Origin of the sequence: Micromonospora sp. URMC 106 (genome assembly GCF_051386395.1) — a bacterium.
Lineage (GTDB): Bacteria > Actinomycetota > Actinomycetes > Mycobacteriales > Micromonosporaceae > Micromonospora.
In genome coordinates this window covers 1-20,653 of the sequence record NZ_JBPQTP010000117.1, presented here as the reverse complement: position 1 = coordinate 20,653, position 20,653 = coordinate 1, and the positions used below count along the sequence as shown (strand labels likewise).

The 20,653-nt window shown below is 75.3% G+C and carries 22 protein-coding genes; 12 read left to right on the top strand and 10 right to left on the bottom strand.

Annotation, left to right across the window (positions count from 1 at the left end):
* The 3 genes from ACSNOB_RS26905 to ACSNOB_RS26895 form a co-directional block, all read right to left on the bottom strand.
* Positions 1 to 711, bottom strand: a 711-nt coding sequence (locus ACSNOB_RS26905; protein WP_436689533.1) for a lytic polysaccharide monooxygenase auxiliary activity family 9 protein, incomplete at its 3' end; no start/stop codon positions are given.
* Between the two features lie 108 nt (positions 712 to 819).
* Positions 820 to 1,281 carry a GNAT family N-acetyltransferase gene (locus ACSNOB_RS26900; RefSeq protein ID WP_436689531.1) on the bottom strand — a complete coding sequence of 154 codons (462 nt, stop codon included), beginning with the start codon at positions 1,279 to 1,281 and terminating at the stop codon, positions 820 to 822.
* Positions 1,282 to 1,300: 19 nt separating this feature from the next.
* Positions 1,301 to 1,801, bottom strand: coding sequence for a MarR family winged helix-turn-helix transcriptional regulator (locus ACSNOB_RS26895; RefSeq protein ID WP_436689529.1), 501 nt, complete (start codon positions 1,799 to 1,801; stop codon positions 1,301 to 1,303).
* Between the two features lie 89 nt (positions 1,802 to 1,890).
* Here ACSNOB_RS26895 and ACSNOB_RS26890 point away from each other — a divergent pair, with 89 nt between their 5' ends.
* Positions 1,891 to 2,832: an EamA family transporter gene (locus tag ACSNOB_RS26890; RefSeq protein WP_436689527.1), complete on the top strand. Its 942-nt coding sequence runs from the start codon at positions 1,891 to 1,893 to the stop codon at positions 2,830 to 2,832.
* Between the two features lie 83 nt (positions 2,833 to 2,915).
* Positions 2,916 to 3,554, top strand: coding sequence for an NAD(P)-dependent oxidoreductase (locus tag ACSNOB_RS26885; protein WP_436689525.1), 639 nt, complete (start codon positions 2,916 to 2,918; stop codon positions 3,552 to 3,554).
* A gap of 90 nt (positions 3,555 to 3,644) precedes the next feature.
* On the opposite strand, the gene ACSNOB_RS26880 is transcribed toward ACSNOB_RS26885, so the two are convergent.
* Entirely contained in the window at positions 3,645 to 3,905 is a 261-nt protein-coding gene (locus ACSNOB_RS26880; RefSeq protein ID WP_091096395.1) for a Prokaryotic metallothionein, read from the bottom strand.
* A 159-nt stretch (positions 3,906 to 4,064) separates the two neighbouring features.
* Here ACSNOB_RS26880 and ACSNOB_RS26875 point away from each other — a divergent pair, with 159 nt between their 5' ends.
* The 3 genes from ACSNOB_RS26875 to ACSNOB_RS26865 all read left to right on the top strand — a co-directional run bounded on the left by ACSNOB_RS26875 (position 4,065) and on the right by ACSNOB_RS26865 (position 5,843).
* Positions 4,065 to 4,340 (top strand): isoamylase early set domain-containing protein, encoded by a 276-nt coding sequence (locus tag ACSNOB_RS26875; protein WP_436689523.1) that lies wholly within the window; start codon positions 4,065 to 4,067, stop codon positions 4,338 to 4,340.
* A gap of 118 nt (positions 4,341 to 4,458) precedes the next feature.
* Positions 4,459 to 5,199 (top strand): lytic polysaccharide monooxygenase, encoded by a 741-nt coding sequence (locus tag ACSNOB_RS26870; protein ID WP_436689521.1) that lies wholly within the window; start codon positions 4,459 to 4,461, stop codon positions 5,197 to 5,199.
* A gap of 65 nt (positions 5,200 to 5,264) precedes the next feature.
* Positions 5,265 to 5,843 carry a DUF305 domain-containing protein gene (locus ACSNOB_RS26865; RefSeq protein ID WP_436689519.1) on the top strand — a complete coding sequence of 193 codons (579 nt, stop codon included), beginning with the start codon at positions 5,265 to 5,267 and terminating at the stop codon, positions 5,841 to 5,843.
* Between the two features lie 122 nt (positions 5,844 to 5,965).
* Here the strand turns inward: ACSNOB_RS26865 and msrB are convergent, their stop codons facing one another.
* A complete protein-coding gene (msrB, locus tag ACSNOB_RS26860; RefSeq protein ID WP_436689517.1) occupies positions 5,966 to 6,379 on the bottom strand; it encodes a peptide-methionine (R)-S-oxide reductase MsrB in 414 nt (137 codons plus the stop codon).
* A gap of 47 nt (positions 6,380 to 6,426) precedes the next feature.
* Here msrB and ligD point away from each other — a divergent pair, with 47 nt between their 5' ends.
* On the top strand, positions 6,427 to 7,452 hold the full coding sequence (gene ligD / locus ACSNOB_RS26855) for a non-homologous end-joining DNA ligase (RefSeq protein WP_436689515.1): 1,026 nt from the start codon (positions 6,427 to 6,429) through the stop codon (positions 7,450 to 7,452).
* 55 nt (positions 7,453 to 7,507) lie between these two features.
* Here the strand turns inward: ligD and ACSNOB_RS26850 are convergent, their stop codons facing one another.
* On the bottom strand, positions 7,508 to 7,801 hold the full coding sequence (locus tag ACSNOB_RS26850) for a hypothetical protein (RefSeq protein ID WP_436689513.1): 294 nt from the start codon (positions 7,799 to 7,801) through the stop codon (positions 7,508 to 7,510).
* A gap of 152 nt (positions 7,802 to 7,953) precedes the next feature.
* On the opposite strand from ACSNOB_RS26850, the gene ACSNOB_RS26845 reads away from it, so the two are divergent.
* From ACSNOB_RS26845 to ACSNOB_RS26830, 4 genes are all read left to right on the top strand, one after another.
* On the top strand, positions 7,954 to 11,148 hold the full coding sequence (locus tag ACSNOB_RS26845) for an FtsX-like permease family protein (protein ID WP_436689511.1): 3,195 nt from the start codon (positions 7,954 to 7,956) through the stop codon (positions 11,146 to 11,148).
* 4 nt (positions 11,149 to 11,152) lie between these two features.
* Positions 11,153 to 13,906, top strand: coding sequence for an FtsX-like permease family protein (locus tag ACSNOB_RS26840; RefSeq protein WP_436689508.1), 2,754 nt, complete (start codon positions 11,153 to 11,155; stop codon positions 13,904 to 13,906).
* 1 nt (position 13,907) lies between these two features.
* Positions 13,908 to 14,906 (top strand): ABC transporter ATP-binding protein, encoded by a 999-nt coding sequence (locus tag ACSNOB_RS26835; protein ID WP_436689506.1) that lies wholly within the window; start codon positions 13,908 to 13,910, stop codon positions 14,904 to 14,906.
* Between the two features lie 70 nt (positions 14,907 to 14,976).
* On the top strand, positions 14,977 to 15,711 hold the full coding sequence (locus tag ACSNOB_RS26830; protein ID WP_393104587.1) for an ABC transporter ATP-binding protein: 735 nt from the start codon (positions 14,977 to 14,979) through the stop codon (positions 15,709 to 15,711).
* A 152-nt stretch (positions 15,712 to 15,863) separates the two neighbouring features.
* Here ACSNOB_RS26830 and ACSNOB_RS26825 read toward each other — a convergent pair whose 3' ends face one another.
* A complete protein-coding gene (locus tag ACSNOB_RS26825) occupies positions 15,864 to 16,316 on the bottom strand; it encodes an N-acetyltransferase family protein (RefSeq protein WP_436689504.1) in 453 nt (150 codons plus the stop codon).
* Between the two features lie 74 nt (positions 16,317 to 16,390).
* On the opposite strand from ACSNOB_RS26825, the gene ACSNOB_RS26820 reads away from it, so the two are divergent.
* Positions 16,391 to 16,903, top strand: coding sequence for a potassium channel family protein (locus ACSNOB_RS26820; RefSeq protein WP_436689502.1), 513 nt, complete (start codon positions 16,391 to 16,393; stop codon positions 16,901 to 16,903).
* On the opposite strand, the gene ACSNOB_RS26815 is transcribed toward ACSNOB_RS26820, so the two are convergent.
* Together ACSNOB_RS26815 and ACSNOB_RS26810 are read right to left on the bottom strand one after the other, a co-directional pair.
* Positions 16,830 to 18,413, bottom strand: a complete 1,584-nt coding sequence (locus tag ACSNOB_RS26815; protein WP_436689500.1) for an alpha/beta hydrolase — start codon at positions 18,411 to 18,413, stop codon at positions 16,830 to 16,832. The genes ACSNOB_RS26820 and ACSNOB_RS26815 overlap by 74 nt on opposite strands.
* Before the next feature lie 33 nt (positions 18,414 to 18,446).
* Complete coding sequence (locus ACSNOB_RS26810; protein WP_436689498.1) at positions 18,447 to 19,559, bottom strand: ATP-dependent DNA ligase; 1,113 nt, start codon at positions 19,557 to 19,559, stop codon at positions 18,447 to 18,449.
* Between the two features lie 136 nt (positions 19,560 to 19,695).
* Here ACSNOB_RS26810 and ACSNOB_RS26805 point away from each other — a divergent pair, with 136 nt between their 5' ends.
* Positions 19,696 to 19,908 carry a hypothetical protein gene (locus tag ACSNOB_RS26805; RefSeq protein WP_436689496.1) on the top strand — a complete coding sequence of 71 codons (213 nt, stop codon included), beginning with the start codon at positions 19,696 to 19,698 and terminating at the stop codon, positions 19,906 to 19,908.
* A 180-nt stretch (positions 19,909 to 20,088) separates the two neighbouring features.
* On the opposite strand, the gene ACSNOB_RS26800 is transcribed toward ACSNOB_RS26805, so the two are convergent.
* Entirely contained in the window at positions 20,089 to 20,583 is a 495-nt protein-coding gene (locus tag ACSNOB_RS26800) for a GNAT family N-acetyltransferase (RefSeq protein ID WP_436689535.1), read from the bottom strand.
* Positions 20,584 to 20,653 lie beyond the last annotated feature (70 nt).

Sequence of the window (20,653 nt, the reverse complement as noted above, 5' to 3'; positions counted from 1 at the left end):
CTTCTGCGGCGGGCTGGTCGGCCCGCCGGAGAAGTCGACGTCGCTGCACAGGTAGTACGACTGGTCCAGGTGGCTGGCCTGCCAGATCGTGTAGACGACGTGCCGACCGGTCCGCCCCGGCGCGTTCGCCGGGATCTCGATGGAGACGCCGCTGGTCTCCGGCTTCCACTCAGACGCGGGGGTGTTGCCGATCTGACCAACCAGTTCCAGGTCGTCCCAGCCCAGCGGTTCGGTGAGGGCGTTGTAGCCCTGCTTCGTCACGTACACCCGGATGTAGTCGGCGCCGTGACTGGCCTGGTCGTGCAGGCGGACCCGGAAGCTGCTGGAGACCGGGGCGGTCTTCCAGGCGCCCACCGCGTCGAGGGCGTTGTAGCGGCCGCCCTCGGTCCGGCCGGCGGAGCAGAGCTGGCCGTTCGGGATGGCGGCCTGGTGGTTGCCGGCGACGCCCTCGCGGAACAGCCCGTTCCAGTTCCACATGGCATTCGGGTTGGCCTGCCAGGCCTGCCAGCACATCGGGTCCTCGGTGGCCATCCGGGGATTCTGGAAGTCGCTGCCCCAGCGCTGCCAGCAGCCGTAGTTGCGGGACGCCGGGTCGACCACGGAACCGTGCGCCGAGACCGGGTTGGCCAGGGCCGTGGCCAGCAGGAGGGCGGCGGTCGCCGCGACGGCGAGCAGCCACCCCGGGCGGGATGATCGGAGATGAGTGGACATGGAGCCCCCGGTGGGAGAGGTCGGACGACGACGCCCGGACGGCCGGGAGTTGCCCCTCCCGTGCGCGTTGCGTGGCTCCGCGACGGCTCTGCCCGGAGGCTGCCATATTTATCGGATTTGGTCAATGCCTTCCCGGCGCATCGGCGTGTGCGGGATGCCGTCCTCGACGTAGTCGGGGCCGCTGACGGCGAAGCCGTGCCGGGCGTAGAAGTCGACCAGGTGGGACTGGGCCTCCAGCACGCACGGGCGGCCGCCGACCACCTCCAGGGCCGCCGTCATCAGCCGGCCGGCGTGCCCGCCACCGCGCGCCCGTGGCGCGACCACCACCCGACCGATCCGCGCCAGGCCGCCCGGGTCGTCGAGGATCCGCAGGTACGCGACCGGCGCACCCTCGTCGTCGAGCCACAGGTGCCGCGTGCCGGGCTCGACGTCGCGCCCGTCGAGTTCCGGGTACGGGCACGCCTGCTCGACCACGAACACGTCGATCCGGAGTCGGAGCAGGTCGTGGAAGGTGCGGGCGTCCAGGTCGGCGAAGCGGGCGATCCGGATCGCAAGGTGCTGCTGCGGCATGCGGCGATCCTAGATCGACTCACCGGCTCCGCGTGTCGCCGAGGGACTCCAGCAGGATCCGCAGGGTGTCCGCGAGGGCGTCGCGCTGCGCCCCGGTGAGCGCGGCGAGCAGCCGCTGCTCCGTGGCGACGTGGTCGGGCAGGACCCGGTCGATGAGCGCCAGGCCCTCGTCGGTGAGGGCGACCTGCACCGCGCGGCCGTCCGTGTCGCTGCGGGTGCGGGTCACCAGGTTGCGTGCCTCGAGCCGGTCGAGCCGCTGGGTGACGGCGCCGGAGGTGACCATCGACGAGCGCATCAACTGGGTGGGGGTCAGCCGGTGCGGCGGATCGCTGCGGCGCAGGGTGGCGAGCACGTCGAAGGACGCGGAGTCGAGGCCGTGCGCGCTGAACGTGCGGTGCAGTTCCGCCCCGGCGATCCGGTACAGCCGGGACACGCGACCGAACACCCCCATCGGGGAGGCGTCCAGATCCGGTCGCTGGGCGGCCCACTGCTCCAGCACCCGGTCGACGTGATCGGCCATCCGCCCACCCTAGCAGCGGTGCCTTAGCGGTGAGGTAGTTCATACCCGACCCGGCACCATTTACCTTAGCGCTGAGATAATTTGTCTCAGTGCTAAGTAAACGAACGCTCGTCCTCGGCGTGACCGCGCTCGCCCCGGCGATCTGGGGGACCACCTACCTCGTCACCACCGAACTGCTGCCCCCACAGCGCCCGCTGCTGGCCGCCGTGGTGCGCGCCCTGCCCGCCGGCCTCCTCCTGATCGCGGTCACCCGGCGGCTGCCCAGTGGGGCGTGGTGGTGGCGGGCGGCGGTGCTCGGCGCCCTGAACATCGGGTTCTTCTTCGCGCTGCTGTTCGTCGCCGCGTACCGGCTCCCGGGCGGCGTCGCCGCGACCGTCGGCGCGGTGCAGCCGCTCCTGGTCGCCGCGCTCTCCGCCGGTGTGCTCGGCGACCGGCTGACCCCGCGCACCGTGCTCGCCGGCGCCGCCGGGGTGGCCGGGGTGGGGCTGCTGGTGCTGCGGGCGGACGCCCGCCTCGACGGCGTCGGCGTCCTCGCCGCCCTCGGTGGCGCGGTGGTCATGGCCGTCGGGGTGGTGCTCAGCAAGCGGTGGTCGTCGTCGGCGCCCCTGCTGGCCACCACGGGCTGGCAGCTCGCCGCCGGCGGCCTGCTGCTCATCCCGGTCGCCGTGCTGGTCGAGGGACCGCCACCGGTGCTGACGACGGGGAACCTGGCCGGCTACGGCTACCTGACGTTCGTCGGCTCCGCGCTCGCCTACGCCCTCTGGTTCCGGGGCATCCGCGCCCTGCCGCCCACCACCGTCACCTTCCTCGGCCTGCTCAGCCCGCTGGTGGCCACGGCGTTGGGCTGGCTCGTGCTCGACCAGCGGCTCACCGCCGCGCAACTGCTGGGCGGTGCGGTCGTCCTCGCCGCCATCGTGACGCAGTCCCGCCGGCCCCGCCCGTCCCCGGACGTCGCCCCGCCTCCGGCGGCCACCGCGTCCCCGTCGGCCGCCCCGCCCTCGGCGGCCACCGCGTCCACCCCCGGCGGGTGAGCGGCCGATCGACCGCGAACCGGTCAGCCACCAGCCAACGGGGCGCCGCCCCGCCACACCGGACAGGTCCCGACAGGAGAGCCATGCACATCACCGTCTTCGGAGCGGCCGGCAACGCCGGCCGCCGGATCACCGCCGAGGCGTCGGCCCGCGGTCACCTCGTCACCGCGGTCGTCCGCGATCCGGCGCGCGCCCCGGACCTGCCGGCCGGCGCCGTCGTCGCGCGGGGCGACGCCGCCGACGTCGACGACGTGGTCGCGCTGAGCGCCGGCCGGGACCTCGTGATCGGCGCCACCCGCCCGGCGCCCGGCCGGGAGGCCGACCTGGTCACCGTCACCCGCGCCCTGCTGGCCGGTGTCGCCCGGACGGGGGTACGGCTGCTGCTGGTCGGCGGCGCCGCGACCCTGACCGTCGCGGGCGCGGGCGGCCGCACCGTCGTCGACGATCCGGCCTTTCCCGCCGAGTGGCGGGCCATCGCGCTGGCCTGCCGGGACCAGCTCGACGTGTGCCGGGCCGACACCGAGGCCGACTGGGCCTACCTGAGCCCGCCCGCGCTGCTCGTGCCCGGGGAGCGCACCGGCCGCTACCGGCTGGGCGCCGACACCCTGGTGGTCGGCGCGGACGGTGCCTCGACCATCTCGTACGAGGACCTGGCGGTGGCGCTGCTGGACGAGGCCGAGCGGCCGAGGCACCACCGGGCGAGGTTCACCGTCGGGTACTGACAGCGGCGCTCGGCCGGTGTGTCGTGCCGGCCCGGTGGCGGGTCCCCCGCGCCTGGTGCGCGGGGGAGCGGCGGTGCGGCGACCGCCCGGTCACGCCGGCCGGGCGCCGACGGCGTCGCGGATCTCGGCGCCCTGGGCGCCCTCCTCCGCCCGGGCGCAGTGCGCGCAGCAGAAGAACCGGCCGGACACCTCCACCCCGTGTCCGACGATCTTGATCTGGCAGTGCTCGCAGATCGGCGCCATCTTGTGTACGGCGCACTCGAAGCAGTCGAACGTGTGCACGTCGCCGCTGACGGTCCGCACCTCGAACGCCATCCAGTAGTCGTTACCGCAGACCTCGCAGGTTGCCACGACATAACCCCCCGAAACAGGACACGTTTTCCCCAGCGTGAGGCATGGGCGTGGATCCGCCGGTCGAAACGGGCAACCCGGCCCGACCCGGCGGCGTGTCGCCCCCGGCGTGTCGGGCGTTGTACCCGGTGACCGCGTAACGCCCCGGAGGAAGACGACATGATCAAGCGGAACAAGCTCTTCGGCAACCAGACCCGGGTCACCTTCAGCCTGCCCCGCGACACTCCGCCCGGCGCCGTCAGCGTGGTCGGCTGCTTCAACGGGTGGGAGCCGGGGCGGCACGAGCTGGTCCCGCGCCGCGACGGCACCCGCACGGTCACGGTGCGCCTCGGTCCGGGCGAGTACCGATTCCGCTATCTCGCCAGCGGCGGCGTGTGGCTGGACGACGACTCCGCCGACCGGGTGGACGAACGGGGCAGCCTGCTGCTGCTCTGACGGGCGCGGGCGGTTCAGGCTCGTCGATGTTTTTATCGACAGGAGTCTTTACTGTTAACAAGGTTTAATTTATGTTGGGTGGCACCTCACCAGCCCGAAGCGCTAAGGAGCTGCCACCATGCGCCGAAGAATCACGATCCCGCTCGTGGCGACGGGCGCCGTCGTCTCCACCCTGGCCGTCGCGGCGCCCGCCCAGGCCCACGGCTACGTCTCCGGGCCGCCGAGCCGCCAGGCCCTCTGCGCCCAGGGCCGGGTCCCCGACTGCGGGCAGATCAAGTACGAGCCGCAGAGCGTGGAGGGCCCGAAGGGGCTGCGCAGCTGCCACGCCGGCATCGCCCACTTCGCCGTCCTGAACGACGACAGCCGGGGCTGGCCCGCCACCTCGGTCGGCTCCTCTGTGACGTTCACCTGGACCAACACGGCCCGGCACGCCACCAGCAACTGGGAGTACTTCATCGGCGGGACCCGGGTGGCCGTCTTCAACGGCGGTGGGCAGCAGCCCGGGGCCACCGTCTCGCACACCGTCAACCTGGGCGGCTACCCGGGGCGGCAGAAGGTCCTCGCCGTGTGGAACATCGCGGACACCGCCAACGCGTTCTACTCCTGCGTGGACCTCCAGGTCGGCGGGGGCGGCAACCCGTCGCCCACCCCGACGACGCCGGCCCCGTCGCCCACCGCGACCCCCACCGCCGCCCCGACCACCCCGCCCGCGCCGGGGGGCACGTGGACGACGGGTCGGGCGTACCAGATCGGTGACCAGGTCACCTACGGCGGCCTGACGTACCGCTGCCGCCAGGCGCACACGGCGATCCCCGGCTGGGAGCCGCCGCACGTGCCGGCGCTCTGGACCCAGGTCTGACCGGACGGGTGCGGCCGGCCTCGGCGCCCGCCGCACCCGTCACCACCCCCGGATCGGAGTACGCGATGCGACGGCTGCCCACGGTCGCCCTGCTCGCCGCCCTGCTGCTGGTGCCCGGCTGCACCGCGCGGACCGCCCCGGCGGCGCCCGTCCCCACGCCCCCGGGGGCCTCCGCGGCCACCGGGATGAGCGGCCTGGACGTGGTCTTCCTGGCCACGTTGGCGGCACACACCGAGCAGACGCTGGAGATGGTGCGGCTCAGCCGCGACCGGGTGACCGACCCGAAGCTGCGCACCCTGGTCGCCGCCATCGAGGTCACCGAGTCCGACGAACTCGCCACGATGCGCGGCTGGCTGCGGGACGCCGGGCCGGCCGTGGCCGAGGCCGTCCGCCGGCACGACCACGGAGGGCACGGGATCGCCGCCGAGGACATGGCGCGCCTGCGCGCCGCCCCGGACGGGGCGGTCGACCGCGTCCTGCTCGACCTGCTCGCCCCGCACCAGGACGCGGCGGCCGACCTGGCCCGGGCGCACCAGACGGTCGGCGCCGATGCGCGGGTACGCGACCTCGCCCGGCGCGTCGAGCAGTCCCGTACGGCCGAGGTCTCGCTGATGGCCGGCCTGGCGGCGGCCCGGCGGGCCTGACGCCGGGCGCACCGCCAACGGGATGGCCTGCCCCCGGCGCGCGCCGTCGGCCGGCCCGACCTCCCCGCCGTCGCTCCCGGCGGCCCCATCCTCCCGGGCCGCCGCCGTCGGAGGCGTGCGCCTCAGGCGTCGGCGCGCGGCTCCAGCCGGATGGAGACGGAGTTGACGCAGTGCCGGGTGTCCTTCGGGGTGAAGCCCTCGCCCCGGAAGACGTGGCCGAGGTGGCTGTCGCAGCGCGCGCAGCGGATCTCGGTGCGGCTCATCCCCAGGCTGCGGTCCTCGATCTCCTTCACCGCGCCGGGGATGGCGTCGTCGAAGCTGGGCCACCCGCAGTGCGAGTCGAACTTCGTGTCGCTCGGGTAGAGCTCCGCGCCGCAGGCCCGGCAGCGGTAGATCCCCGGCGTCTTGGTGTCGACGTACTCGCCGGTCCACGGGCGCTCGGTGCCGGCCTCCCGCAGCACCCGGAACTCCTCGGGGCTGAGCCGGACCCGCCACTCTTCCTCGGTGCGGGGCAGTTCGCTCTCGTCAAGACTCACCCGCCAACGGTACGCCGGACGTCGGGGGTGTGGCATATGGTCGCGCAATGGGTGGCACGAAGGCCGCGGCCGAAGAGATCGAGGTGGCCGGGCACACCGTACGGCTGACCAGCCCGGAGCGGATCATCTTCCCGCAACGCGGCTTCACGAAGGCCGACGTCTTCCACTACTACGTGGCGGTGGGCGACGGCATCATGCGCGCCCTGCGCGACCGCCCCACCACGTTGCAGCGCTTCCCCGAGGGCGTCGAGGGGGAGATGTTCTTCCAGAAGCGGGTGCCGACCCGGGGCGTGCCGCCGTGGGTGCGGACCGCCACCATCAGCTTCCCGAGCGGCCGCAGCGCGGCGGAGCTCTGCCCGGCCGACCTGGCCCACGTGGCCTGGGCCGCCCAGATGGGCACGATCGTGTTCCACCCGTGGCCCGTGCGCGCCGCCGACGTCGACCGCCCCGACGAGCTGCGCATCGACCTCGACCCGCAGCCCGGCACCGACTTCGCCGACGCGGTCGCCGCCGCGGGGGAGCTGCGCGGGCTCCTCGACGAGCTGGGCGTCACCGGCTGGCCGAAGACCTCCGGCGGTCGCGGCGTGCACGTCTACCTGCGGATCGCGCCCCGCTGGACGTTCACCGAGGTGCGCCGGGCCACCATCGCGCTGGCCCGGGAGCTGGAGCGGCGGCGGCCGGAGCTGGTCACCACCGCCTGGTGGAAGGAGCAGCGCGGCACCCGCGTCTTCGTCGACTACAACCAGATGGCCCGGGACCGCACGATCGCCTGCGCCTACTCGCTGCGGGCCAACGCCCGGGCCACCGTCTCCACCCCGGTCACCTGGGACGAGCTGCCCGACGTCGACCCCGACGACTTCGACCTGCGCACCGTCCCGGCCCGACTGGCCGAGCGCGGCGACCCGCACGCTGGCATCGACGACACGGCGTGGGACATCAGCCCGCTGCTGGAGTGGGCCGACCGGGACGCCGTCGCCGGCCAGGGCGACATGCCGTACCCGCCGGACCACCCGAAGATGCCCGGCGAGCCGAAGCGGGTGCAGCCCTCCAAGGACCGCGACCGCCCCCGCTGACCGGCGCGTGCCGCCATGGTCCGGGCGGTCGTCCGGCCGCCGGACGACGCGGCCGTCAGCGCCGGTCGGCGAACCTCTCGACGGCCTCCTTGGCCGAACGCAGGTCCGCGCCGGTCGCCTTCCGGTACGCCGCGATGGCCTTGATCTTGTCGCCCCGGGCCAGGTGGTCGCGGACCTCCGGCGGCACGGGCGAGGGGTCCACCACGCCCAGGTGGTCCATCACGAGTTGGAGCCGACGCTCGATCTCGGTGAGCCGGTAGGCGGTCCGGGTCTGCTGGGCGGTGCCCGGCAGCTGGGCGGCGAGCAGCGCGACGAAGGCGACCATGAGCACGGTGAGGGCGATCTCCATCCGGCGATGGAAGCACAGCGCCGCCATCCCCGTCCGCCCCGCGCCCCGGGCGGCGCCGGCCGGATAACGATCATGTAACGGGCGCGAACCTTTCCCGGCCCGTCGCCGCTCTCCCTGATCGTCGGCCCGAGGGGGCCAGGGGAGGGCGTCGGATGAAGCTGGTGTGGAGGCGGGCCCAGGAGGCACGGGGGCTGCTGCTCGCCGCGGTGGTCGCGGCCCTCGTGGCGGTCGCGTTGGTGACCGGGCTCTCCGACTACAACCGCCGGGCCGTCGAGGCCGGCCAGCGCGCCCTGCTCGCCGGGGCGTCCTCCGAGGAGCGCAGCCTGCTGGTCAGCGGCGCGGCCGGCCGGGACGCGGCCGAGTTCGCCACCCGCGACCGGGCGGTCCGCGACGGGTTCGCCGCCGGCCTCGGCGGGGCGCCGGTCACCGTCAACGCCGCCCGGTACGGCGACGGGCGGGAGCTGACCGGCGACCTGGGCCCGGTCGTCCGGGAGGGCGACGACCCCGTCTTCGCCAGCCTCGTGACCCTCGACGACCTGCCCCGCTACGCGGAACTGAGCAGCGGCGCGTGGCCCGCGCCCGGGGCGTCCCCGGTGCAGGTGACGCTGCCCGAGAAGGTCGCCGCCGCGCTCGGGATGGCCGCCGGCGACCGGGTGCCGATGCTGGACCGCCGGTCCGACCGGTCCAGCGAGGTGGTGCTCGTCGGGACGTGGCGCCCGCGCGACCCGGCCGACCCGTACTGGCGGCTGGCGCCCGGAACCGGCGCCGGCAGCGCGGCGGACTCCGGCACCTCGTACGGGCCGTTCGTGCTGGACCGGGCCGACTTCGTCGCCACCTACCCGGGCGCGGTGTCGGCGTCCTGGGTGGTCGAGCCGGACCTCGCGGCGGTGGCCCGCGCCGGCCGGCTGCTCGACGCGCGGCAGGCGCTGACCGCCGCCGTCGCCGAGGTGCCCGAGGCCGCCGGGCTGGGCTCCTCGGCGCAGACCGTCACGGCGATCGACGGGCTCCTCGACCGCGTCGCCCGGGCCGACCTGGTCGGCCGCTCCTCGCTGGCGACGCCGCTGCTGCTGATCGTGGTCCTCGGCGGGTACGCGCTGGTGCTGGTCGCCGCGCTGCTGCACGAGGACCGGCGGGGCCAGACGGCCCTGCTGCGGGCGCGGGGCGCGGCGCGGCGACAGTTGGCCGGCCTCGCCGCCCGGGAGGCGACGCTGGTCGTCCTGCCGGCGGCCGTGCTGGGGCCGCTGGTCGCCGGCGAGGCGCTGCGGCAGGTGGGCGCCGACGGGCCGGCCGGGCTGGCGCTCACCCCCGGCAACACCACGCTGGTCTGGGCGGCGGCCGCCGCCACCGCCGCCGGCTGCCTGGTCGCGATGGTCGTCCCCACGCTGCGCGGGGCCGGCACGTACGTCGCCGACATGGCCGCCCGGTCCCGTCCGACCCGGGCCGCCGCCGTGCAGCGGGCCAGCGTCGACCTCGTGCTGGTCGGGTTCGCGGTGCTGGCCTGGACCCAACTGCGGCAGTACTCCTCGCCGGTCACCGGGGCCGGCGGCCGGTTCGGGGTCGACCCGTTGCTGGTCGCCGCCCCGACGCTCGGCGTGCTCGCCGGCGCGGTGGTGGCGCTGCGGCTGCTGCCGCCGGCGACCCGGTTCGCCGAGCGGTTCGTCGACCGCCGGCCGTGGACGGCGACCATGTTCGGCATGTGGCAGGCGGGCCGCCGGCCGCACGCCGGCCCGGTGCTGCTGCTCGCGCTCGCCGTCGGCGGCAGCACCCTGGCCTGGTCCCTGGTCACCACCGGCGAACGCTCGCAGGCCGACCAGGCCGACCACACCGTCGGCGCCGACCTGCGGGTGGTCGAGCGCGCCGGGGTCGCCCCGGACGGACGGGCCGGGCAACTCGCGGCGCTGCCCGGTGTCGAGCGGCTGCTGCCGGCCGCGCGGGACGAGATCCGCGTCGGCCGTGACGACCTGCCGACCACCGTGGTGGCCCTCGACGCGGCGAACGCGGCCGGCCTCGTGCGGCTCAACGAGCGGCTGGCCGGCGAGCCGGTGCCGGCGCTGCTGGACCGGCTGACCCGGGCCCGCGGCGCGCCGACCGGCGTCGACCTGCCCGCCGGGACCCGCTCGCTCACCGGCACGGTACGCACCCCGGTCCGCGACGCCGTGGCGCCGCACCGGGTCGGGGTGTCGGTGCTGCTCACCCGGGCGGACGGGCTGGCCTTCCGGCTGCCGGTGGCCAGCGGCGGCAGCGACGGACGGCCGGTGCCGTTCACCGTCGCGCTGCCCGAGGGGGCGGGAGTCCTGCGGCTCGCCGGCTTCGAGGCCGACGCCGGGGACGCGCGCGGCCGGGCGTACGGCCTGACAGTGGCCGACCTGCGACTGGTCGGCGCCGACGGCGCGGCCCGGCCGGCGCAGCTCGACGGCGACTGGATCAGCACCAACGGCGCGCGCAGCGGCCTGACCGCGACCGTCCGGGCCACCGGACTCAGCGGCGGGATGGAGGTCGAGTACCTGGCGGGCGGCCGGTTCGCGTTCCAGCCGTCGAGCCGCTTCGTGGTGGTGCCGGCGGGTGAGAAGCGGCCGGTGCCGGCACTGGTGACCCCGGGGGTCCGCGAGGCGCTGAGCCTGCGGATCGGCGACACCGTCGACCTGCCGCTGTCCGGCGCCACGGTGCCGGTGATCCTGGTCGGCGAGGTGGCGAAGGTGCCGTCCACCGTCGGGGAGGGCGTGCTGCTGGACCTGCCGGCGACCACGGACTGGCTGATCCGACACCGGGGCGCGGTCCGCCCGGTGACCGAGTGGTGGCTGCGGACCGACGACGGCGGGCACGACGCGGCGGTCCGCGCGGCGGCGGAGCTGGCCGGCACCACGTTGCTGGACCGGCGGGAGGTGGCCGAGCGGGCCGCGGCCGACCCGTACTGGCAGGGCACCCGCACCGGCCTGCTCGCCGCGGCGCTGGGCTCGGTGCTGCTGGCCCTGGTCGGGCTGATCGTCGACGTGTGGGCGACCGCCCGGCACCGGCTGGGGGAGTTCGCCGTGCTGCACACGCTGGGCGCCAGCCCCCGGCTGCTGGCCCGGGCGCTGCTGGCCGAGCAGACCTTCCTGGCGGGGATCGGCGTCGGGGTCGGGCTGCTGCTCGGCGCGGCGGTCGGCGCCACCATGGCCCCGCTGGTCATCCTCACGCCGTCCGCCGGCCGGCCGGTGCCCGAGGCGGCCTTCGTGCTGCCCTGGACGCCGATCGGCGCGACCGCGCTCGGCCTGCTGCTGGCGGCGCTCGCCTTCAGCGCGTTCATCGCCCTCGGCATCCGGCACCGGGTCGCCGTGGCGCAGCTGCGGATCGGGGGAGACCGGTGACCGGATGGTACGCGGAGACGACCAGGAGCGGAGGGGGAACGTGGTGAGCATCGGCGCGGTCGCCCGCCGGGTACGGGCGCACAGCGGACAGTTCCTGCTCCTCGGGATGCTGGCGCTGGTCGTGACACTGCTGATCAGCGGCACGCCCCGGATCGTCAACCACCTCAGCGAAGAGGGGCTGCACGAGCACCTGGCCGGCCAGCCGGCCGCCCGCCGCGACCTGACCTACTCCTCGGCGCCGCTCACCTTCGGCCGGGGCGATCGTCAGGTCACGCAACTGCACCGCGCCGAGTTGGACGCGCTGCAGTCCGGCATGCCGCCGCGGGTCCGGGAGGCGATCGAGCAGCGCTGGTACACGGCCGAGGAGTACGCCCCGCGCCGGCTGGCCGGCCCGGACCTGGCGGCGAGGAACCTCCTGGTCGATCTCAGCCTGCGCGTCGCGCCGGGGATCGAGGAGGCCGGCCGGCTGGTCGACGGCCGCTGGCCCGAGGACGACCGGGCCGAGGGCGAGCCGGTGCAGATGGCGCTGAGCGAGAAGGTCGCCCGGCGGTTCAACCTGCGCGTCGGCAGCCGCCTGGTGCTGCGGCCGACCGGCCCGGACGGCCCGCAGGTGGTCACCCCGGTGACCGTGGTCGGCGTGTTCGCGCCCACCGACCCCGCGGACGGCATCTGGGCCGGGCTGCCGTCGCTGCTGGAGGTCATCGAGCCGCCGGGCGACGCGCAGCCGTTCGTGGGCGTCGGGGTGGTCGGGGCCGCCGCCCTGGACGGTCAGGCCGCGGCCGGCCTGCCGGTGCGGTTCACCTGGCGCTACCGGATGGGTACCGACGGCGTCAGCTTCCTCAACCTGACCGAGACGATCGACAGCCTGCAACGGATGACCCGGGAGGTCCCGGCCGGTCGTACCCTCGTCCAGGGCGCCGACATCCCGCTGCGGGAGTTCGCCGCCGCGGTCGACTCCGCCCGTACCGTCCTCGCCGTGATCGGGGCCGGTGTCCTGGCGACCCTGGCCGGGCTGACCACACTCGCCGCCGTGCTGGCGGTCCGGCGACGACGCGACGAGTTCGTCCTGCTGCGCGCCCGTGGTGGCGCGGCCACCGTGGGCGCCCGGCGGACCCTGGCCGAGTCGGCGCTGGCGATCCTGCCGGCGGCCGTGCTGGGCTCGCTGCTCGGCACGCTGGTGCCGGGGCCGGTGGGGAACACCGCGCCGCTTCTCGTCGGGGCGGCCGTGCTGCTCGTCCTGGCCCTGCCGGCGACCACGCTCCTCGCCGCGCCGGCCGGTGGGCTGGCCCGCCGGGACCTGGTCCGGCTCCGCCCGTCCGCCCGCCGGGTCACCGTGGAGGCGTTCCTGCTCCTGCTGGCCGGGCTGGCGGTCGTGCTGCTGCGGCGACGCGGCCTGACCCTCGGTGAGGTCGATCCGCTGCTGGTCTCGGTGCCGGTGCTGCTCGCGGTGGCGGCGGCGGTGCTGGCGCTGCGGGCGTACCCGTGGCCGCTGCGGCTGGTCAGCCGGCTCGCCGCCCGCACCCGCGGCAGCGTCGCGTTCCTGGGCACCGCCCGGGCCGGCCGCTCGGCGGCGGCCACCCCGCTGGTCGTGGTGGTGCTGGCCGTGGCGACCGCGGCGTTCTGCGCGGTGCTGGCTGGCGGCATCGAGGCCAGCCGGGACCGGTACGCCAGCCGCACCGTGCCGGGCGACGCGTTGATCACCGGCGACCGGCTCGCCCCGGACACCGGCGCCCACCTGGAGCGGCTGCCCGGGGTGCGGGCCTCGGCCGCGGTGCTCGACGAGCCGGCGCAGCGGGTGGCGACGGACGAGGCCGGCACCGCCGCCCGGATGGGTCCCGCGCACGTGCTGGTGGTCGACGGCCCGGGGCTGGACCGGCTCACCCGGTCCGCGGGCGTCGACGTCCCGGTACCCGCGGCGCTGCTCGCCCCGGGCGGGCGGCCCGGCCCGCTGCCCGCGGTGGTCTCCCCGGCGGTCGCCGCCGACCTGGCCGAGGCCGGGCTGGCCGACTCCGCCTTCGTCACCGTGCAGGGCCAGCGGTACGAGTTCCGGGTCGCCGACCGTGCCGAGACCTTCCCGCTGCTGCGGCCGGAGAGCGACCGGTTCGTCGTCCTGCCGTGGCAGGCTCTGCCCGGTCGTGCCGCCGACCCGGTGCCGACCGGGTTCCTGGTGGCCGGCGACAACCTCGACGTCGACGCGCTGCGCCGGGTTGGCGACGAGGGTCAGTCCCGGTACCAGACCGGCGGCGCGGTGACCGGCGGCGAACGGCCGCGCGGCGTCGACGTGCTCACCTGGGCGGACACCCGTCGCCGGTTGGGTGACGGCGGCGCGAACGGGGTGCTCGCCTTCGGCTTCGCCGCCGGCGCCGCCGGCGGGACCGTGCTCGGCCTGCTCGCGATCGCCTTCACGGTGCTGGCCGGCGCCCGGGCGCGTGGCCAGGTGCTGTCCCGGCTGCGCACCCTCGGCCTGTCCCGCCGGCAGTGGCGCGGGCTGCTGCTGGTGGAGCTGGCTCCGCTGGTGGGCGTCTCGGTGCTCACCGGCGCGTTGGTCGGGACGATCCTGCCGCTGCTGCTCACGCCGGTGCTCGGCCTGTCCGCCTTCACCGGTGGGGTCCCGGTCCAGGTGGCGTTCGAGCCCGGCCTGGTGGCCGGGGTCGTCCTGCTCGGCGCGGTCGCCCTCGGCTTCGCGGTCGCCGTCGAGGCCCTGAACAACCGCCGGATGCGCCTCGGCGAGGTGCTCCGGCTCGGAGAGGAGAGCTGACATGACCGCTACCGCGGAGACCACCGCCGTGCCGGACCTGGCCACCCTGCAACAACGGGCCGCCCAGCGGGCGGCGGAACGGGCCGGCGGCCGGGACCGGTTGCGCGGCCACATCGTCTGCGACGGCCTGGTCCGGATCTTCAAGAGCGAGGGGGTGGAGGTGGTCGCCCTCCAGGGGCTCGACCTGGTCATCGACCGGGGCGAGCTGGTGGCGATCGTGGGGGCCTCCGGCTCGGGGAAGTCGACCCTGCTGAACATCCTCTCCGGGCTGGACACCCCCACCGCCGGCATCGCCCGGGTCGGGGACTACGACCTGCTCAACCTCTCCGCGCGGCGGCGGCTGAGCTACCGCCGCAACATGGTCGGATTCGTCTGGCAGCAGACCGGTCGCAACCTGCTGCCGTACCTGAGCGCGCTGGAGAACGTCGAGCTGCCGATGCGGCTGGCCGGGCGGCGGGGCGGCCGACGGGCCCACCGCGAGCGGGCCCGCGAGCTGCTCGACCTGGTCGGCGTGGGCTACTGCGCCGACCGGCGGCCCGGGCAGCTCAGCGGCGGCGAGCAGCAGCGCTGCGCCGTGGCGGTGGCGGTGGCCAACGACCCCGAGGTGCTCTTCGCCGACGAGCCGACCGGTGAGCTGGACGAGGCGACCGGCGCGGACGTGTTCGGGGCGCTGCGCACCATCAACGCCGAGCTGGGCGTCACCGTCGTGGTGGTCACCCACGACCACGCCGTGGCCGACCAGGTCCGCCGGACCGTCGCGATCCGCGACGGCCGGACCGCCTCCGAGGTACGCCGGACCGCGCGGGTCGGCGCGGACGGCAGCACCGAGCTGGTCAGCGAGGAGTACGCCGTGCTGGACCGCACCGGCCGGATGCAGCTGCCGGCGTCCTTCGTCGACGCGCTGTCGTTGCGGGACCGGGTGCGGCTCAACCTGGAACCGGACCACGTGGAGGTGCGGCCGGGCGACCGGGCCCGGGACGAGTCGGAGGCGCCGCGATGAGCGGGCGTGGAGTCAGTGGGTACCGCGCGGTCGGCCGGGTCCGTCGCGCCGAGCAGAGCGGGACGGTGTCATGAGCGAGCGGGACGTGGCGACGGACGGGCGGCCGGACCCGGCGGGGATCGCGGTCACCGACGAGGTGGTCCGGGTGGAGGGGATCAGCCGCACCTTCGGCCGCGGTGAGCACGCGGTGCACGCCGTGCGGGACGTGTCGTTCTCGGCCGGGCGGGGCGAGCTGGTCGCCGTGCGGGGGCGCTCCGGGGCGGGCAAGACGACCCTGCTGAACCTGGTCGGCGGGCTGGACCGGCCCGACTCGGGCCGGGTGGTGGTGGCCGGGCACGACGTGACCGGGGCCGGCGAGCGGGAGTTGCTGGAGCTGCGCCGCGGCACCGTCGGCTTCGTGTTCCAGACCTTCGGGTTGGTGCCGATCCTGTCCGCCGCGGAGAACGTCGGCGTGCCGCTGCGGCTGGCGCGGGTCCCGGCCGCCGAGCGGGAGGAGCGGGTGGCGGTGCTGCTGGAGCTGGTCGGCCTGGGTGCGCACGCCGCGCAGCGGCCGTACGAGCTCTCGGGCGGGCAGCAGCAGCGGGTGGCGGTGGCCCGGGCCCTGGCCAACGAGCCGGACCTGCTGATCGCCGACGAGCCCACCGGTCAGCTCGACTCGGAGACCGGCCGGTCGATCATGGACCTGCTCCGGGCGGTCGTGCACGCGCGGGGCATGACCGCGCTGGTCGCCACCCACGATCCGGCCCTGATCGACCTCGCCGACCGCGTCCTGACCCTCCGCGACGGCCGCCTCGTCCCCGCCTGAACCTCGACCCGCTGTCACGCCCGCGCCCTCCGCCCCGGCCCGCGCCGTCGATCGCGCACTTCGTGCCCCGACGAACGGGGCATGTCAGCCCGGAACGGCGGCACAGACCGCAGGATCGGCGCGGTCAGGGGCCGGGTGGGACGGGGTGCGGGTCAGAGGGCAAGCTTCATGCCCTCGTGGCTGGGGGTGAAGCCGAGGCTGACGTAGAAGCGGTGGGCGTCGTGGCGGCTCTTGTCGGTGGTGAGCTGGACCAGGGCGCACCCCCGCTGCTTCGCCTGGTCGACGGCCCAGGTCATCATCTGCCGGCCGAGCCCCCGCCCGCGCAGGTCGGAGCGGACGCGGACAGCCTCGATGAGCTGCCGCTCCGCGCCGTGCCGGCCGAGCCCGGGGATGTAGGTGAGCTGCATGCAGCCGAGCACCTCACCCTCCGCGTCGGCCACGATGAGCTGGTTGCGCGGGTCGGCGGCGATGTCGGCGAACGCCTTCTCGTACGCGGCGTCGACCTCCGTGAAGTCCCGGGACTTGCCGAGCACGTCGTCGGCCAGCAGGGCGAGCACGGCGGGAAGGTCGGCCCGGACGGCCTCGCGGAAGATCACATCGCTCATGCCGCCCAGCGTGGCACAGCGACACACACCGATGCGCGGGCGGCGCTTGCCCGCGCCGGGCAGCATGATGCCTCATGGACGTCCTGCTGCTGCCGTTCCGGTGGATCTACCGGGGGCTGGTCTGGTTCGCCAACTCCCCCAGAACGTTGATCATCTCCTACCTGCTGATGATCGTGGTCGCCGGCGTCATCTACGGCGAGGTCGAGAACCGCAGCCCGGCGGACGCGGTCTGGTGGGCCGTGGTGACCGCGTCCACCGTCGGGTACGGCGACATCTCACCGGTCAGCTGGCAGGGCCGTACGCTCGCCGCGCTGCTCATCTCGACCATGGTCCTGCTGGTCATCCCGTTGATCACCGCGCACTTCGCCAGCCAGCTGATCGTCGACGACGACGCCTTCGAGCACGAGGAGCAGGAGCAGCTCAAGGCCGACGTCCGCCGGATGCGGGCGCTGCTGGAGGAGATCGCCGCCCGGCAGGGCATCGAGCTGCCCGACCTGCCGCCGGAGCGGCCGGTCAGCGGGCCGGGCAGCGCAGCCCCTCCCGGGGAACTGTCAGGTCGATCAGGTAGGCGTCGACGGCCTCGGTGACGCAGGAGGTCTGCGGGTAGGCCGTGTGCCCCTCGCCCTCCCAGGTGAGCACCCGGCCGACGCCGAGCATCTCGGCCAGCTCGCCGGTCTGCTCGTACGGGGTCGCCGGGTCGCCGGTGGTGCCCACCACCAGGATCGGCGGCGCCCCGTCGGCCCGCCCGGTCGGGTACGGGTCGCGGCCGCCCGGCCACTGGGTGCAGGAGAGCATGCCCACGGCCAGGGCCGGGCCGAACAGCGGGTACTTCGCCCGCCACTGCGACTGGAGCTGGCGGATCCGCTCCCGGCTCGGCTTCTGCTCCTCGTCGGCGCAGTTGACGGCGAGGTTGGCGTCGAACAGGTTCGAGTAGCGACCGTCGGAGTCCCGGTCGGCGTACGCGTCCGCGAGGCGGAACACGTCCGTCGGGTCGCCGCCCTCCAGCTTGTCGATGGCGCCGGCCAGCTCCTGCCAGCCCTGCTCGGTGTAGAGCGAGGAGATGATCGAGTAGAAGACCCAGCCCGCGGTGGCCTCCCGACCGTCGTCACCGCGCACCGGGGACACCCGCGCCTTGTCGATGGCCGAGGTGACCGCGGCCCGGGCGTCCGGGGCGATCGGGCAGCGGGCGGCGTTGGCGGCGCACCACCGGGTGAAGTTGCCGAACGCCCGCTCGAAGCCCTTGGCCTGGCTCTCCGAACCGGCGACCAGATCCTGCTTAGGGTCGATCGCGCCGTCGAGCACCAGCGCCCGCACCCGCTGCGGGTAGAGCTGCGCGTAGGTGGCGCCGAGCAGGGTGCCGTAGGAGTAGCCGAGGTAGGTCAGCTTGTCGTCGCCGACGGCCGCGCGGACCGCGTCCATGTCCCGGGCGGCCTGCTCGGTGCCGTAGAGCGGCAACTGGTCGCCGTACCGGTCGCCGCAGCCGCGCCCGATCCGCTGGCTGAGCGCGACGAACCCGTCGAAGGACTGCTGGCTCCGCGGATCGGGGTCGTAGCCGAAGTTCGCGTCCAGGTCGGCGTCCGGAATGCACTCCACCGGGCTGGAGCGGGACACCCCGCGCGGATCGAAGCCGACGATGTCGAACCGGTCGGTGATCGAGGTGGGCAGGCCGCCGAACGCCGGACCGAAGGAGAGGTAGACCGCCGTGTCCACCCCGGAGCCGCCGGGGCCGCCCGGGTTGACGACCAGCGAGCCGATCCGGTCGCGTTGGGCGGTCGACCGGGCCCGCAGCAGCGCGATCTCGAAGGTCTGCCCCGCCCCCGGGCCGGTGGCGACCCCGCCGCCCGTGCCCCAGTTGCGCGGCACCTTGATCCGCGCGCACTCGTAGCGCATGTTCGGCGCGCCCCGGCCGACCAGGTCCTCGGCCACCTCCGGGCAGGCCCGCCAGGTCGGCGCGGCGCCCGGCGCGGCGGCCTCGCCGTCGGTGTCCGTCCGGGGCGCGAACGCGGGGAGGGTGCAGCCGGCGGCGAGCAGCGCGGCGGCCGCCAGGCCGGCCAGGGTGAGTCGGAACCGGCGGGTCCGGGCGGGAGTGCGGGTCACGAGCGGGCCTCCGTGATCGGGTCGACGGCCAGGCTACGCCGGGCCCGCGGTGGACCCCGCGGTCGCCGTCGGGTCGCCGCGGAGCACCTGGTCCACATCGAACCGGACCGGTCGGTCGAGCTGGTCGTAGCGGCAGGAGCGGGGATCGCGGTCGGGCCGCCAGCGGGCGAACCGGGCGGTGTGCCGGAACCGGTCGCCCTCCATCGCGTCGTAGGCCACCTCGACCACCAGCTCGGGGCGCAGCGGCTCCCACTCCAGGTTGCGCGTGCCGGTCCAGCGGCTCACCCCGCCGGGGAGGCGCTGGCCGCGCTCGTGGTCGCCGTGCACCCACGGGTGGTCGGCGCCGACGTCCCGGTAGGGCTCCAGCTCCTCCAGCAACTCCGCGCGCCGCGCCATCGTGAACGAGGCGCTCACCCCGACGTGGTGCAGGACGCCCTCGTCGTCGTAGAGCCCGAGCAGGAGCGAGCCGACCACCGGACCGGACTTGTGCCACCGGAACCCGGCGACCACCACGTCGGCGGTGCGCGCGTGCTTGACCTTGAACATGAGCCGCTTGCCCGGCTCGTAGGGCAGGTCGGCCGGCTTGGCGATCAGGCCGTCCAGGCCGGCGCCCTCGAAGACGTCGAACCAGCGGTGGGCGGTGTCGACGTCGGTGGTGACCTGGGTGACGTGCACCGGCGGGCGCACCCCGGCCAGGGCCGTCTCCAGCCGCGCCCGGCGCTCGGGATAGGGCTGGTCGAGCAGCGTCTCGTCGTCGAGGACGAGCAGGTCGAAGGCGACGAAGTCGGCCGGCGTGGTCTCGGCCAGCAGCCTCACCCGGGACGCGGCCGGGTGCACACGCTGGGCCAGCAGCTCGAAGTCGAGCCGGGGCTGCCCGTCCGGGCCGTCCCGCCGGATCACGATCAGCTCGCCGTCGACCGCGCACCGCTCGGGCAGCTGGCGGCGCGCCTGCTCGACCACCTCCGGGAAGTAGCGGGTCATCGACTTCCCGCCCCGGCTGGACAGCTCCACCTCGTCGCCGTCGCGGAACACGATGCACCGGAAGCCGTCCCACTTCGGCTCGTACGTCATTCCGGACGCGGCGGGGATCCGTGGGACGCTCTTGGCCAGCATCGGCTCGACCGGTGGGTTGATCGGCAGCTTCACGGCGACCAGTCAACCAGACGGCACCGACAGTCGTGAGGCAGATCACGGTCGGTTGCCGGGCGGCGTGTCCGCCCGCGCGCCGCTCGTGCCGCACCGGGCGAATCAGAAAACCACAGGTCAGAGCTACTTTCGCGGGGTGTCGGAGTGGGTCTGCGGGTGCTGCGGTAGGTGGCGGGTGAGCGTCGAGCTGATCCGGGGCCGGCACCGCTACCGGCTGGTGCGGCGCTACCCGGCCCGGTTCGGCGGGGGCAAGGACGTGGTCGGCGAGGTCGGCTCCGTGGCGGAGCTGGAGGAACTGCTACGCCGGCGGACCCCCCTCGGGCTGGCCGACCTGCGCGAGGCCGCCTGACCCGGCGCCGCCCGCCGCCTGCCACCGCCCCGACGGGCCTCGGGCCGGCCGACCTGCACGAGGCCGCCTGACCCGGCGCCGTCCGCGGCCTGCCACCGCCCCGACGGCCTCGGGCTGACCGACCTGGGCGGAGGCCGCCTGACCCGGCGCCGCCCGCGGCCTGCCACCGCCCCGACGGCCTCAGGCGTCGGTGCGGGCGGGATCGGCCACGGTCTTCTCCAGCAGGGCCAGCCGGTGGCCGTTCGGGTCCGGCCGGTGCCCGACCACCCGGTAGCCGTGCCGGCAGTACAACCGCAGGTTCTGCTCGCTGTCGGCGCCCGTGAAGAGCGCGAAGCGGCGGACCCGGCCGGCGCAGGCCGCCTCGACCGCCCGCAGCAGCCGCCCGCCGACGCCCCGACCCTGCTGGTCGGGGGCGACCGAGAGGCGACCGACGTGCGCGGTGTCGTCCTCGACGTGCGCCCGCACCGAACCGACCAGCCGGTGACCGAACCGGGCGGTGAGCACCGTCGCCGGCCCCGCGAGCACGGCCCGCACCTCCTCAAGGGTCTCGGTCAGCGGCGGCAGGAACGGGTCGGCGTAGCGCTGGGCCTCGACGAGGTACGCGGCGCGCTGCACGGTGAGGATCTCCCCGGCGTCCGTCACGTCGGCGGGGGCGATGCGCGGCTCGAAGATCACGCCGACAGCCAACCACAGCCGGACCCCGCGGACCCCGCCACACCCGCCTCCCACACCCGCCTCCCACACC